General features: G+C 40.9%; 12 protein-coding genes and 2 tRNA genes. 8 read left to right on the top strand and 6 right to left on the bottom strand.

Going from position 1 to position 13,834, the window contains the following annotated elements; translation table 11 throughout:
• Window positions 1-73: 73 nt before the first annotated feature.
• From L1264_RS11975 to L1264_RS11965, 3 genes are all read left to right on the top strand, one after another.
• Window positions 74-149 (top strand) — tRNA-Lys (locus tag L1264_RS11975).
• A gap of 129 nt (window positions 150-278) precedes the next feature.
• The gene (gene nadA, locus L1264_RS11970) at window positions 279-1,319 is read left to right on the top strand and encodes a quinolinate synthase NadA (RefSeq protein WP_135925056.1); all 1,041 of its coding nucleotides are present in this window, start codon (window positions 279-281) and stop codon (window positions 1,317-1,319) included.
• 138 nt (window positions 1,320-1,457) lie between these two features.
• Window positions 1,458-1,545, top strand: a tRNA-Ser gene (locus L1264_RS11965).
• A gap of 64 nt (window positions 1,546-1,609) precedes the next feature.
• Here L1264_RS11965 and L1264_RS11960 read toward each other — a convergent pair.
• The 4 genes from L1264_RS11960 to L1264_RS11945 all read right to left on the bottom strand — a co-directional run bounded on the left by L1264_RS11960 (window position 1,610) and on the right by L1264_RS11945 (window position 5,412).
• Entirely contained in the window at window positions 1,610-3,334 is a 1,725-nt protein-coding gene (locus L1264_RS11960; RefSeq protein ID WP_199527559.1) for a GspE/PulE family protein, read from the bottom strand.
• Window positions 3,335-3,336: 2 nt separating this feature from the next.
• The gene (locus L1264_RS11955; RefSeq protein WP_199527558.1) at window positions 3,337-3,759 is read right to left on the bottom strand and encodes a hypothetical protein; all 423 of its coding nucleotides are present in this window, start codon (window positions 3,757-3,759) and stop codon (window positions 3,337-3,339) included.
• An 18-nt stretch (window positions 3,760-3,777) separates the two neighbouring features.
• The gene (locus tag L1264_RS21500; protein WP_199526344.1) at window positions 3,778-4,650 is read right to left on the bottom strand and encodes a prepilin-type N-terminal cleavage/methylation domain-containing protein; all 873 of its coding nucleotides are present in this window, start codon (window positions 4,648-4,650) and stop codon (window positions 3,778-3,780) included.
• Between the two features lie 237 nt (window positions 4,651-4,887).
• Window positions 4,888-5,412, bottom strand: a complete 525-nt coding sequence (locus tag L1264_RS11945; protein ID WP_199526345.1) for a carboxymuconolactone decarboxylase family protein — start codon at window positions 5,410-5,412, stop codon at window positions 4,888-4,890.
• 229 nt (window positions 5,413-5,641) lie between these two features.
• Here L1264_RS11945 and L1264_RS11940 point away from each other — a divergent pair, with 229 nt between their 5' ends.
• Window positions 5,642-6,526 (top strand): AraC family transcriptional regulator, encoded by an 885-nt coding sequence (locus L1264_RS11940; protein ID WP_135925043.1) that lies wholly within the window; start codon window positions 5,642-5,644, stop codon window positions 6,524-6,526.
• 27 nt (window positions 6,527-6,553) lie between these two features.
• Here the strand turns inward: L1264_RS11940 and L1264_RS11935 are convergent, their stop codons facing one another.
• Both L1264_RS11935 and L1264_RS11930 read right to left on the bottom strand, forming a co-directional pair.
• Window positions 6,554-6,952: a DUF2750 domain-containing protein gene (locus L1264_RS11935; RefSeq protein WP_138557140.1), complete on the bottom strand. Its 399-nt coding sequence runs from the start codon at window positions 6,950-6,952 to the stop codon at window positions 6,554-6,556.
• 85 nt (window positions 6,953-7,037) lie between these two features.
• Window positions 7,038-7,619: a TetR/AcrR family transcriptional regulator gene (locus tag L1264_RS11930; RefSeq protein ID WP_138557141.1), complete on the bottom strand. Its 582-nt coding sequence runs from the start codon at window positions 7,617-7,619 to the stop codon at window positions 7,038-7,040.
• Window positions 7,620-7,903: 284 nt separating this feature from the next.
• Here L1264_RS11930 and L1264_RS11925 point away from each other — a divergent pair, with 284 nt between their 5' ends.
• The 4 genes from L1264_RS11925 to L1264_RS11910 all read left to right on the top strand — a co-directional run bounded on the left by L1264_RS11925 (window position 7,904) and on the right by L1264_RS11910 (window position 13,759).
• Window positions 7,904-8,947: an alkene reductase gene (locus L1264_RS11925; RefSeq protein WP_138557142.1), complete on the top strand. Its 1,044-nt coding sequence runs from the start codon at window positions 7,904-7,906 to the stop codon at window positions 8,945-8,947.
• 212 nt (window positions 8,948-9,159) lie between these two features.
• Window positions 9,160-11,517, top strand: a complete 2,358-nt coding sequence (locus tag L1264_RS11920; protein WP_199526346.1) for a TonB-dependent receptor domain-containing protein — start codon at window positions 9,160-9,162, stop codon at window positions 11,515-11,517.
• Window positions 11,518-11,573: 56 nt separating this feature from the next.
• Window positions 11,574-12,701, top strand: coding sequence for an alkaline phosphatase family protein (locus L1264_RS11915; RefSeq protein WP_199526347.1), 1,128 nt, complete (start codon window positions 11,574-11,576; stop codon window positions 12,699-12,701).
• Window positions 12,698-13,759, top strand: a complete 1,062-nt coding sequence (locus L1264_RS11910) for an alkaline phosphatase D family protein (protein ID WP_105180956.1) — start codon at window positions 12,698-12,700, stop codon at window positions 13,757-13,759. Before L1264_RS11915 ends, L1264_RS11910 begins: the two co-directional genes overlap by 4 nt.
• Window positions 13,760-13,834 lie beyond the last annotated feature (75 nt).

Raw genomic sequence — 13,834 nt, 5'->3', positions numbered from 1 at the left:
AGTCCATCATGACCCACCATTTCTAAAAATGGTACCTCACATCGGCGGATTTACGCATCTAAATATTCAGAGCGGGTCATTAGCTCAGTTGGTAGAGCAGTGGACTTTTAATCCATTGGTCGATGGTTCAAGTCCATCATGACCCACCATCTCTTACTTACCATTTCTATCTAAGTTATCCTTTATTTATCTTAACAGCGCACAGCAATACTGTTCTTTAGCTTAAGATTCTCGTATAATTCGCGCCATGAATGCACTGTGGACTAAGTGGTCGAGAAATGAGTCTAGCTGAACAAATTATGCCTGAAGATTATATCTTCCCTCCAAAGCCAGCTCCGTTATCTAAAGACGAGCAAGCCGAGTACAAGGCACGTATCAAACAATTATTGAAAGATAAGAACGCCGTTCTTGTTGCCCATTATTACACTGATCCTGAAATTCAAGCGCTTGCTGAAGAAACAGGTGGTTGTGTTGCTGACTCGCTAGAAATGGCGCGTTTTGGCGCTAAGCACGACGCAGATGTAATTGTGGTTGCGGGTGTTCGCTTCATGGGCGAAACAGCAAAAATCCTTACGCCAAATAAAACAGTTGTAATGCCAACACTTGCTGCAACCTGTTCATTAGACGTAGGTTGCCCAATCGAAGAGTTCTCTGCGTTTTGTGATCAGCATCCAGATCGCAAAGTAGTAGTGTATGCAAATACATCAACTGCAGTTAAGGCGCGTGCAGATTGGATTGTTACTTCTTCATGTGCCCTAGAGATCGTAGAGCACTTAGACGAGCAAGGCGAAAAAATCATTTGGGGTCCTGACAAACACTTAGGTTCTTATATTCAAAAGAACACAGGTGCTGACATGATCATGTGGAATGGCGCCTGTATCGTTCATGACGAGTTTAAAACCAAAGCACTTAAGGATATGAAAGCCTTACACCCAGATGCGGCTGTATTGGTTCACCCAGAGTCACCTGCGGAGATTGTAGCCTTAGCAGATGCAGTTGGTTCAACAAGCCAACTTATCAAAGCAGCGCAAACCATGGACAACAAAAAGTTCATCGTCGCGACTGACCGTGGCATTTTCTACAAAATGCAGCAGTTATGCCCAGAGAAAGAATTCTTTGAAGCACCAACAGCAGGTGAAGGCGCAACATGTAAAAGCTGTGCACATTGCCCGTGGATGGCAATGAATGGCTTAAAAGCGATTGAAGAAGCACTGACAGACCCAGAAGGTAAAGAAGTGTTTGTTGATATGGACTTACGCGAAGGCGCATTAAAGTCGCTTAACCGTATGTTAGAGTTCTCTGCAACGCTTCAGCGTTAATGTTTATACAAAAGGCAAGGTGTTTACCTTGCCTTTTTTGTTTGATTACTAATCACTTAACTACACTATTTTAAAAAGCCCTTGCGTCTGTAGGGTTGTTTTCATACTATAACGCCGCGCTAAACTCTAAGCGCCTTAGGTGACGTGTCCGAGTGGCTGAAGGAGCACGCCTGGAAAGTGTGTATACGGCAACGTATCGAGAGTTCGAATCTCTCCGTCACCGCCATTTCTTTATCTACCAAGCTTACTTTAATTATTCTCAAATGGTTTAAAGGCGTATTTTAGCTAGTCTAATTATCAAAGCTGTTAATTCTTTCACACTCTTTCCAAAAAGACTGTCCTAATACTCTGTTTATTTCTTCTGCTGAAGTGAGGCCTTTTGATAATGCTTCTAAGGCCACTTTATATAAAGACCTAGCACCGCTTTGAGCTGCAACCTCTCTTAACTTACTGGTACTTTCTCCAGCTCTGATTGCATCGGCTAGTTGATAGTCTATAGTGATTATTTCGAACAGAGGAATGCGTCCTTTGTAACCAGCGTGATCGCACTCATCGCAACCTGATGGCGACATAATATTTATATCAGGAAAGATACTTTTAAAGCGTTTGCCATGGGTATCTGTGGCCAATGGGCCACTTAGATTACAACTAGGGCATAGTTTTCTAATTAAGCGCTGTGCTGCAACACCTTTTAAAGAGTCGGCAATAATAGGCCTTGACACACCTAAGCCTATTAATCTTGAAATAGTCGTAATTGCATCACTAGTATGTAAGGTGGTCATCACAAAATGTCCCGTGATTGCAGCGCGAAAGGTCATTTCTGCGGTTTCTTCATCGCGAACTTCACCCATCAATATTACATCAGGGTCTTGTCTTAAAATACTTCTGAGGGCGCTGGAGAATGTAAGATTCTGTTGAGGATTAATATTAACTTGGGCAATACCTTCAATTTCATATTCTACAGGGTCTTCAACTGTAACAAGGCACTTTTCGGGTGAGTTTAATTCTTTTAAGGCAGCATAAAGTGTACTTGTTTTTCCTGACCCGGTAGGGCCTGTTATCACAAAGATACCTTCGCTACTTTGCAGTAAGTTTTTAAATGTGTCGAGCTCTTGCTGTTGTAAACCAATATCATCTAACTTGTTTACAACAGATTTGATTAGCAGGCGGATGACTACTTTTTCTCCCCCTTTAACAGGTAATGTAGATACCCGTAGGTCAACATCTTGGCCTTTAAGCTCTAAACTCACACTACCATCCTGTGGGACCATTTTTTTTGCTAAATTAAGGCCAGCTAATGCTTTTATTCTTTGTATTATTGGGATAAAAACTTGTGCAGGTAGTTCTGATATGACCCTTAACATGCCATCTACTCTGTAACGAACTATGCCGCCATTATTAAAGGGTTCTATATGGATATCACTGGCTTTAAATATAAATGCCTCTAACAGCATTTCAGATACAATTTTAACGATGGCTGAGTTTGAAGAGTCGAGCTCATTTCGTTTGGTTCGTGTGTTAAGTTGGGTTGTTTTTATAATAATGTCATTTTCAGATAGCATTTGCTCCTGATAAAACATTTCTGTCCATTTTGCTATGAGCTCGGGTGATGCCAATACTGACTTAACATGCAGGGTCGTTAAAAATTCAACCATTGCTTCCATATCAGTATCAAATGGGTGGGGTGAAGCAACTGTTAATAAGCCATCAGTAAAGTCTACAGGAAAAATGCCATACTCTCTGGCTACTTTAAGAGAAACATAATGAAGCAATTCTTCCGGCACATTGGTAGGAGGTTTTGCAACCTCTAACTGGTAACTCTTTGCAATCATTTCAGTTAATATTTTGCTGTCGACTTGCAAAATTGCCTCTGCACTTTTCCATGCTGAAATCGCAGATTCACCGTTATACATTTCTTCAATATTAATATTGCTGTTAGTTGATTTTTCAATGCAAAATCGTTTTAGCCAATTAAAAGTGGCATTACTTCTGTGTACTTCATGTTTATCAGCCATACTCATTCCATATATATTTTGTCGTCTTTGGCATCAAACGTAATTGTTGAATTACCATGTGGAATGGTTAGGCGAAAATGTTCGTTGGTAATTTTTTCATAAGTTACATCCATAACAGATGCAATAGGGCTTGGTAAATCGTCTGGCAGTTCTCCGTAAGTTGTGCGGTAATGTTCAACATCTTCTGCAATCATTAATAATGCAACTGAGCTGCCCGTTTGATAATCTCTGTCATAATTTACAGGGTGAGTTTCATGACCGATAACTAGTGCTTTTGCTAACAAAAACCCAAAAGCAATATATGTTGCATAAGGAAGCCAGCTCGGTAAAACAATAAAAGATCGATTTTTATTTCGTTGATTATTTTGCGTTTCATCCATCGCTTGCGCGATACTTTCTTGCCATCGTTTATTGGTTGAAATCATTTTTATCTTCCTAGTTACTTATTCCTGATGGCCGTGCTGCTGACCTATATGTTGTTCAGGGTGTTTTACCCAGCCCGGAGGCCAATTCAAGTTAGAACCTGCATTACTGCGACTGCCTGATTCTGATTCACCATTTGTACCAGTTTCTGTTCTTGTACCAGTTTCTGTACTTGTACTCGTTTGGCTACCCGTGTTGCTATCACCACTACTTCTATCTGGAGGTGGGGTATTACCTGTGTTACTTGCATCAGGAAGTTGGGGGTTACCATTATTACTTGCTTCAGGTTGCTGGCTAGTCCCAGCATTAGCTAATTTAGGTGGTTGATTGATTTTGGGAAGGTTTGAATTTGCAGCTAAAGGTTCTTTATTTGTTTGGTGTGTCTCATAAGGTGTTGCTAACGCAATAATCATCATATTAGGAGTCACGAAAGAGTGTTTTAACTCAGTTATGTGATCTAAGGCATTAAGTACATTTAAACCGTTTTGACTATTTGCTTTTAAAAATAAAACAGGAAAAGCCTCATGACCAGTAAAATTAAAATAACCAGAATGATTAACTAACTGAGCTGAAAATCCAATATCAAACTCTTCAGAAAACTGACTGGCAAGTCCTGGTAAATAGCTTGGGGCTTGACCAAAACTTGAACTTGAAAGCTCATTTGGCTTTGCCAGTGCATCTGGTGAAGTTGCTATAACATCCTGATATGCAAGCCCTATAGAATGGATTCTATATAACAAGGTAGCTGCTTTAGATTCATTTACATAGCTTTGATAATTAGGTAGGGCGATTAAGGATAAGATCCCTATAATTGATATAGCCACCATAAGCTCTACCAATGTGAACCCATTACTTTTAAAAAAGTTGAGCTTTCCCAAAATCGTTGATTTCATTAATACAATTCACTATTTAAGTTATATCTTCTTAAATATAGACAAAATCATAGGTTTTTCATCTTAGTTTAATTTATATTTTTCGTAACTTAAGGATGGTTAATTAAGTAAATTCAATGTTCTACAGTATAGTTGTTTGAAGGTTTTTCAGAGTTACTTTGCCAAACGATATGAGGAAACAAAAAGTTGTTACATGAATTAAAGTCAATGAGGAAAATTGCGCTTTGGCAGGTTTTATTAACCTACCATAGCAAAGTACTTTTCGAGATAACATTTAGCGCGCATGGCTATGTGGCTACTGACCTTTCTGGCAAGTTCTATTACTAATAATTCAAGTTGTTCACGGCTATAGCCAAGTATTACACAGCGCTTTAGTTGCTCACTAACTAAGCTGCTGGCATCGTCTAACGCAAATAATGCACCTAAAGAGGCAAGCTCAAACATGTCGTTGTTTTGCTGCTCTTTGTCAAAAGGCAGCTGACCCAATGTCAGTGCGGTTTTTAGTTGCTGTTCTGTACGTTTGATAAGCAGCGAATTTGAACCTTGAATATCATCAACCGAGTTTAAAATATCTAGCGCCAACAATGCTTTTGGCACCCCAGAATACACACTAATATGCGGTAAAATATCACACAACTCTTGCATTGATACGCCATCATTCAATGCGTGCTGACATGCTCGTTTTAACAAAGGCTTGTCATGAACGGTTACCAAAGCAGCCATCGCGACAAACACAAATAGATCCGTGTTATTTGGGTTCATAATTTCTCTTTTGATTTTAGGTATTGAATATATTGAAGTTTTGTAGAAGTGGCTGATTACATAGAGTATGTAATCGAAAAATTGAAAATACATTATGGTTGATGATGGCGATTTCTGCTTGCCATAAATGATGTAATTTTTGCCTAAAGCAACGAACTGTTACCTTAAATGGTCCTAACTTCAAATTACGGTGATACACTTAATGGAGTATTTATTAGAGGTAATCTAAATGCGTCAGGCATTATTAGAAGCAGTGAAAGCGATAGCGGTTGCAGATGGTAGTTTTGAAACAGCTATTCCAGAGTTATTGGTGTTCAGACGAAGCGAAGTTTCATTGCCGATGGCCTGCGTGTATGAATTAGGACTGGGCATTAGCTTGCAAGGCGCAAAGCGAGTGGTACTAGGTGAGCATAGTTATGACTACACTGACGGCCAATCACTCGTGACCTCAGTCGATGTGCCTGTTGCCTCACATATTACTCGTGCTAGTAAAGAGCAGCCATTTTACGGCTTATATCTACGCTTAGATGCTCATGAAATAAGCCATATTGTTGCTGAAATGGAGTTTGCAGGGCAAGATAAGTTCCCTAAACATCAAGCTATGTCGGTGGTTGATACTGATAACGGCTTACTTGATGCTTTGCTTAGGCTTATTCAACTCGACAATGAGCCACATTTAAAAGCTAATCTTGCGCCACTAATTAAAAAAGAAATCATATTGCGTTTATTAAATAGTCCGCATAGCCCTTATTTAAGACAGATTGTGATGTCTGGCTCTGCCCATCAAAAAATCGCCAAAACCTTATGTTGGTTAAAAGAAAACTTTACCAGTCAATTTTCAATCGATGATTTGGCTCGTGATGCACACATGAGCCCGTCAACATTCAGGCTGCATTTTCGTGATGTAGTAAAAATGAGCCCATTGCAATACGTAAAAAACTTACGATTGCAGGCGGCAAGGCAATTAATGCTAAATGAGCGAATAGATGTAGGCTCTGCTGCTTTAAAAGTGGGTTACGAGAGTCCATCCCAGTTTAGCCGCGAGTACACTCGCTTTTTTGGTAAGCCACCGATAAAAGATATTTCAGCACTGCGCTTACAACAAATAGCATAAAAAAGGGAGCGCATGGCTCCCTTGTATTTAAAATCGTTTTTTCGGCACTCTTAGTTGCGAGTCAAACTCATCGGGGAATAAAATCGTGCCATCATCCTCATCAGTTGGGAATACAGCAATCAGTAAGTCATCTTGTTCAAGGCCGGGTGTCCAGCGACTTAACCAATCTTTTACTGGAATCGCTTTGGGCTCGCAATCTTGCCATTCACCGGTTGCCCAGCTTTGTGCAAACTCGCGGCTAGGCCATACAGGAACACAGTCGTCGTCTTCGTTAGAGAGCATGACACAGCCATGTTCATCATTGAGGATCCACACTTGTTTAAACTCTTGAACCGTTTCAAACATATAAGCGAGTCGTTTCTTTGCGCCTAAGGCGAGTACAGCATCAAACTCAGTTTCAACACGTTTAGCAGTTGCATTATTCATGACAGGCTCACTCTTTTAGTTATACACAGCTACACCTTAATCATAAGGTGATAAATAAATATGACAAGTAAAGTTAATAGCTAAATTAATTTACTAATGCAGCAAATAGATCGTCAGCAAGTTGTTGCAGAGATTTTGGATCTTGATTTGTTAGTGCATAGGTACGAATACCGTATATACCCATTACTAAAAAGCGCGCCAACTGTTGAGCTGGCTTGCTACTTTTAAATTCGTTGTTATCAAGGGCTTTTTGAATTTGTTCGGCGAGGGCATTCTCGTAGGCATTAAGGTTACCACGCAGCACACTACAAATTTGTGGATCATTGCCTTCAACCTCAGAAATACTTTTTGTAAGCAAACATACCTTGGCAACTTCACCTTCAATACATTCATCAACAATCACAGTTAAGTAATGTTTGAGGGTCGATAAAATTGATTGTTGGTCATTAAAAAGGGCAGTAAATTGTTGGTTTCTGTCTTTTTGATACTGCTCAGTAGCGGCTAAAAACAAGCCTTTTTTGTTGCCATAAGCCGCGTAAATAGAGCCCGGATGAAGATGAGTCACTTCTTTTAATTTTTGCATACTGGTCTTCGCATAGCCATATTGCATAAAAGCATGCATGGCTTGGCGTAGTACAAATTCAGTATCAAATTCAGCAGTTCTCATTAAGGCTCCTCACGGTTTATAATACCAATCCGCAATAATACTTAGTCATTTTGAGGGATTAAACCTGTCGCTACCCGCGTTAAAAATTTCTGATTTAGAACAACTAAATAACGAAATTTTTGCCTTGTTATCAACGAGGTTTTCTTGCCTCAAAATAGACCACTTAATTAAGCGAATTGGTATAAACGAAGTTTACGTAATCTTGAACGAATATTCAAAATAAACCTTGAAGTGTGTATGTTTCGCCCTTATCTTGAATGTATGTTCAAGATAAGGATAAAACCATGACAACCGATTTACTTTCTCCATTTAAACTAAATGACAGCATTGAGCTGCAAAACCGTGTATTAATGGCACCACTGACACGCTGTATGAGCGACGATAATCTCGTACCAACCCAAGCGATGGTTGATTATTATGCACGCCGTGCCGATGCGGGCTTAATTATTAGCGAAGCAACGATTATTCGCCCAGATGCTCAAGGTTACCCAAATACACCGGGTCTATTTACCAGTGAACAAATTCAAGGTTGGAAGAAAGTGACCGATGCTGTGCACGCGAAAGGCGGCAAAATGTTTGCTCAGCTTTGGCACGTAGGTCGTGTTGCTCACCCTCACTTTTTTGGTGGTGATGTACTTGCTCCTTCGGCAATTGGTGTAGAGGGTTCGGTACCAAGAATGCGCGAGTTAACTTACGTTACCCCAAAAGCTGCAACCATTGAAGACATCCAAGGTTTAATTGCTGACTACGCAAAAGCGGCTGAAAATGCAATTGAAGCGGGTTTTGACGGCGTTGAAATTCATGGTGCGAATGGTTACTTGATTGATCAATTCTTACACTTTGCTGCCAATCAACGTGAAGACCAATACGGTCAAACACCAGAAAACATGTCACGTTTTGCTCTTGAAGTTGTTGATGCTGTAGTGGCAGCCATTGGTGCAGATAAAACAGCATTACGCTTATCGCCAGGTGCGTATTTTAATATGACTGAAAGCGACGGTGATAAAGCAGTATTTGATTATCTATTACCAGCACTTGAAACACGTAACCTTGCGTACCTACATGTTGGTATCTTTGATGACAGCATGCGCTTTGCAAGTTTAGGTAATAAGTCGGCGTCTGAATATATGCGTGGTGCTTATAAAGGTACCTTGGTAGGGGTAGGTAGCTATAGCTTTGAAACAGCAAATCAAGCTATCGATAACAACCAATTTGATTTAATTGCGATTGGTCGCCCATTCATTGCGAACCCAGATTACATCAGTAAAGTTAAAAATGGTGAAGCGTTAACACCATATAGCGAAGAAATGCTGGCTGAGTTGATTTAAGCAAATCTAATAATATTGTCCAACCAACAAGCGCCTAGTTAATTTAACTGGGCGTTTTTTCTAATACTTTCTTATTTATTAAACAGTTGAGTCTTAAATCTGCCATGAAAATGCATTAATTTTTTAACTGTTGTGTCAAAAATTTTGACCCTAAATGTCATACACGCTCTGCATACTGTGCCCGCTTTTATATACGTAACCTTGGAAAAACAATGAGCACAGTAACTAAAAAAACAAAACTAAGCCTTGTAATCGCAACGCTTTTAGCAACATCGGCAAATGCAAACACCAATAACGAAATTGAAGAAATTACCGTTGTTGCAAAGCCAACAAGTTATGCAAATAACGTCATTGAACCTGCCATGCTTGAGCAACAAAGTTCAGTATCAAGTGTGTTAGCCGTGATTGATAACTTACCGGGTATCAGCATCAACGAAGGTGATGCATTCGGTGGTGACGATTGGTCAACCACAATTACTATGCGTGGCTTTAGTATCGATGGTAATCAACAGCAATTAGGTATGACGATTGATGGTATTCCTAATGGCGGTTCTAACTATGGTGGCGGCGCAAAAGCAAACCGTTATCTCGACAGCGAAAATTTAGCAACGGTTGAAGTAGGGCAAGGTACGTCTGATATTGCCTCTGCATCACTCGAAGCGCTAGGCGGTACATTTAATTTTGTGAGTGCACAACCGAGTACTGAGCAAAGCACCACGTTTGCTTATACAACGGGCGATCACAATGCTAGCCGTTACTTTGTTAAGCACGAAACCGGCACTGTGTTTGATAACACGCAAGCCTATATTAGCTATTCGCAAACAGACACTAGCCGCTGGATTGGCGATGGCAGCAATGGTGGTAAAGACAACCAGCATATCGAAGCTAAGTTTGTGTCAGATTTTAGCGATTTAACCGTAACAGGTCGTGTTTCGTATGATGATGTTCACGAAATTAACTATAACAGCATCAGCATTAGTGAGTTTGAACAAAACCCTGATTGGGATCGTTTAACTTGGAATTGGACTGGCGTGCCGCATTTTGATCAAATGTTTGCTGAGGGCTGGGGTACACTGCGTGAAAATACCCTTGCATATGTAAAGTTTGATTACGCATTAGGTGCCACTTCAAACTTAAGCTTGTCGCCCTACTACCATAAAAACTCGGGTCGTGGCGATTGGATCCCGCCTTATTTAACGTCACCGGTTGATGGCGATGGTAACCCAACAACAATTGGTGGTGAAAACGCAGGCAGCTATGGCTTTACAGATAGCGACGGTAATCCACTTGCACCAGCTGCGGGTTGTACTGCAAGTTTAGAGTGGCCATGGGCATCTGGCCCCGGCTTAAACCCAGCCTGTTACCCAGATGATGCCATTCCGGTTATGTCGTATCGTCATACTCACTACAAAAAAGACCGCTTAGGTATGACCGGCGAGTACCAAGTAACGCTTGGCAATCATGATATTGAAGCCGGCTTTTGGTTTGAACAAACAGACCGCGATGAGTCACGTGACTGGCATAAAGTTATTGATGCCCGTGTCTATCATCACTTTGACCAAACACCTTATTGGACACAGTACAAGAACACGTTTGAAACAGATACATTCAAATGGTACGTGCAAGACTCAATCAGTTTAGGCGATTTCACACTTAATTTAGGTGCTAAACAGTATCTTGTTGAACTGCAGCGTTATAACCATTTTGAAGATGAATATTCAGATAAGATCGACAGTGATTCAGACGTACTATTCAGCGGCGGGGTGTTGTATCAGCTATCTGCAAGCACAGAGTTATTTACCAGCTACAGCGAAAACTTTGCGGCAATTAAAGATGGCGTACTTGAACGCGATTCATCAACACTGACCGAAATTGAACCTGAAACAGCTGAAAACATCGACCTAGGTGTGCGTTACAGTGATGACCGTTTACGTTTAACGGCAACGGCTTACAGCATTGAATTTGATAACCGTATTACCTTTATTGCCCCGGGCAGTGATACCGATGGTATTGACTACACGATTGGCACGAACGGTTCTTACATCAACGTAGGTGGTATTGAGTCAACAGGTGTGGAGCTTTCTGCAAGTTATATGCTGACTGACAAATGGAACCTTTACACATCGTATACCTACAATAACTCTGAGTATCAATCGAACGATCCAAGTGCATATAACGGCGATGGTGAGTTACTTGATGAAGCATCTGCAAGCTTTAAAGCGGGTGATGAAGTGATTGACTCAGCACAAGATTTATTTGTGGTATCAGCAGATTATTACAGTGGTGATTTCCGCTTTGGTTTATCAGCTAAATACACAGGTGAGCGTTTAGGTGCATGGACTGATGAACAAACCCGTTCACGTAACAAAGTTGATGGTTATACCTTGGTTGATTTAAACATAGGTTATAACACGAGTCTTGATTCGGGTGTGTTTAAATCACTCGACCTTGCATTTGTGGTGAATAACCTGTTTGATAAATCTTATCTAGCGGGTGGTACTGGTAATGGTTCAACCTACTTTATTGGTGCACCACGTACCGCAGCTCTAACACTTACAGCGCAGTTTTAAGCAATAAGCTAACGTTTAAACAGCCCATCTTTGATGGGCTTTTTTGCAGGTGAGATATGAAAAAAATAATTTTAGCCACGGCGGTGGTGGCAGCATCACTTTTAAGTATAAGCTGTAAAGCTGCCGACAATGTTGTGCTTGTTACTCTTGATGGGCTTCGCTGGCAAGAAGTGTTCTCAGGGGCAGATGAGAACCTTATTGATAACACTGATTTTGTTGCAAATACAGATGAACTAAAGGCGCTTTTTTGGCGAGATGACCAAGCACAGCGAACTCAAGCGTTAATGCCATTTTTTAGTGAAACATTGGCAAAGCAAGGCGTTTTGATTGGCGATAGAACTCAAGGCTCATTCATGTCGGTAAGCAACCCGTGGTATTTCTCATACCCAGGTTACAGTGAAATTTTAACCGGCATAGTAGACGAAAATATCGATAGCAACGATAAAGTGCCTAACCCGAATAAAACCATTTTAGAGAGTTTAAATTCTCAGCCAGAGTTTAAAGGTAAAACCGCGCTTTTTGGTAGCTGGGATGTGTTTCCTTATATTGTAAATCGTGAGCGCAGTGGAGTGTTTGTTAATGCTGGCTTTGAAACTTTTGATGCGGTGAAGTCAAAGGAAGTGACTCTGCTAAACCAAATGCAAAGCGAGATCCCAAGCCCTTGGCATAATGTGCGTCTCGACAGCTTTACCTACCGATTTGCCAAACAATATTTATTAAATAAACAGCCGCGTTTGCTGGTTATTAGCTTGGGTGAAACCGATGACTTTGCTCATAACGGTAAATACGATGCCTATTTAAAATCGGCTAAACAAAGCGATGCGTTTATCCGTGACCTTTGGCAAACAATTCAACAAACACCGGGCTATAAAGACAATACCACATTGATCATCACGACCGACCATGGCCGTGGCAGTCATGCTGATGATTGGCAGCATCATAGTTCGAAGCGTGCTTTGGCACGTTCGGAGCAAGGAAAGCAGCGTTTTCCAAACGGCATTGTTGGCTCTGAGCATATTTGGTTAGCAGCGATTGGCCCAGATATAAAAGCAACAGGCTTAATTAAGCCAAGCAATGAGCTCAAACAAGCGCAAGTAGCGGCAACTGTGCTGAATATTTTAGGCGTTAACAGTCAGCAAGTTAACCCGAAAATGGCCGCGCCAATTAAGGAGATTTTAAAATGAGTTTAACTTTTAGTTTGTTTAAAAGCGCCTTATCTGGGTTAATGCTCGTTAGTAGTGTGAGTGCGATTGCCGCGCCAAGTAAAATTTTGTTTGGCTCATGTGGTCATCAAGACAAGGCTATTCCGATTTTTGATGCTATCAACAAAGAGCAAGCCGATTTATTTATGTTCCTTGGCGATAACATTTATGGTGATACCGAAGATATGTCGGTACTTGCTGATAAATATCAACGTTTAGGGCAAAAGCCGGGCTTTAAAACATTACGTGCGAATACGCCAATCATTGCCATGTGGGATGACCATGATTATGGCGAAAATGACGCTGGCAGCGAATACCCCAAAAAACAGCAATCACGAAAAATCATGCTCGACTTTTGGCAAGAGCCTGCGGATTCTGCTCGTAGAACTCGTGAAGATGGTATTTACACTTCTTACACGTACGGTGAAGGTGAGCAAACAGTAAAGGTGATCATGCCTGATCTGCGTTTTAATCGCACACCGTTGAATCACGTATCGGCGATGACCTATCAACTTGAACGAAAACCTGCAAAACAAGGGCCTTATAGCCCAACAACTGATAAAAACGCCTCTATGCTTGGCGAAAGCCAATGGCAATGGCTTGAACAAGAGCTTAAGTCAGATGAAAAGATAAAAATCATTGCCTCAAGCTTGCAGCTATTAGCTGATTTTACTGGTTGGGAGTCATGGGCTAATTATCCGGCTGATCGTGAGCGTTTATTTGCGCTTATTAAAAAGCATAAAGTAAACGGTGTGATTATTGTCAGTGGTGATACTCACTGGGGTGAGCTGTCTAAGTATCAACAAAACCTAGATTATCCTTTATATGAAATGACCAGCTCGGGGCTTACAGAAAAGTGGAAAGATGTTAGCCCTAATAAACACCGTGTTGGTGATTACACTCATGAGGTTAACTACGGCGATTTAACAATCGATTGGCAAAAAGCAGACCCTACCATTCGTATTGCGCTTAAAGGTATCAAGGGTGATGAGATAATGCACACAGAGTTCGCGTTATCGACGATAAGCCCATACCAGTAAATATTGCCAGCTGCGCATATATTTAACACATGCCCGCAGCTCATACCCGCAATCATGGAATAAGCCTTGTTTGCG

Origin of the sequence: Pseudoalteromonas sp. APAL1 (assembly GCF_021532475.1) — a bacterium.
GTDB classification, from domain to species: domain Bacteria; phylum Pseudomonadota; class Gammaproteobacteria; order Enterobacterales; family Alteromonadaceae; genus Pseudoalteromonas; species Pseudoalteromonas lipolytica_C.
This window is presented reverse-complemented; position numbering and strand designations above follow the sequence as displayed.

Excerpts from the sequence above, each read along its gene's own strand:
- nadA (WP_135925056.1), top strand. The coding sequence starts at position 279 with ATGAGTCTAGCTGAACAAATTATGCCTGAAGATTATATCTTCCCTCCA.
- L1264_RS11960 (WP_199527559.1), bottom strand. The coding sequence starts at position 3,334 with ATGGCTGATAAACATGAAGTACACAGAAGTAATGCCACTTTTAATTGG.
- L1264_RS11955 (WP_199527558.1), bottom strand. The coding sequence starts at position 3,759 with ATGATTTCAACCAATAAACGATGGCAAGAAAGTATCGCGCAAGCGATG.
- L1264_RS21500 (WP_199526344.1), bottom strand. The coding sequence starts at position 4,650 with ATGAAATCAACGATTTTGGGAAAGCTCAACTTTTTTAAAAGTAATGGG.
- L1264_RS11945 (WP_199526345.1), bottom strand. The coding sequence starts at position 5,412 with ATGAACCCAAATAACACGGATCTATTTGTGTTTGTCGCGATGGCTGCT.
- L1264_RS11940 (WP_135925043.1), top strand. The coding sequence starts at position 5,642 with ATGCGTCAGGCATTATTAGAAGCAGTGAAAGCGATAGCGGTTGCAGAT.
- L1264_RS11935 (WP_138557140.1), bottom strand. The coding sequence starts at position 6,952 with ATGAATAATGCAACTGCTAAACGTGTTGAAACTGAGTTTGATGCTGTA.
- L1264_RS11930 (WP_138557141.1), bottom strand. The coding sequence starts at position 7,619 with ATGAGAACTGCTGAATTTGATACTGAATTTGTACTACGCCAAGCCATG.
- L1264_RS11925 (WP_138557142.1), top strand. The coding sequence starts at position 7,904 with ATGACAACCGATTTACTTTCTCCATTTAAACTAAATGACAGCATTGAG.
- L1264_RS11920 (WP_199526346.1), top strand. The coding sequence starts at position 9,160 with ATGAGCACAGTAACTAAAAAAACAAAACTAAGCCTTGTAATCGCAACG.
- L1264_RS11915 (WP_199526347.1), top strand. The coding sequence starts at position 11,574 with ATGAAAAAAATAATTTTAGCCACGGCGGTGGTGGCAGCATCACTTTTA.
- L1264_RS11910 (WP_105180956.1), top strand. The coding sequence starts at position 12,698 with ATGAGTTTAACTTTTAGTTTGTTTAAAAGCGCCTTATCTGGGTTAATG.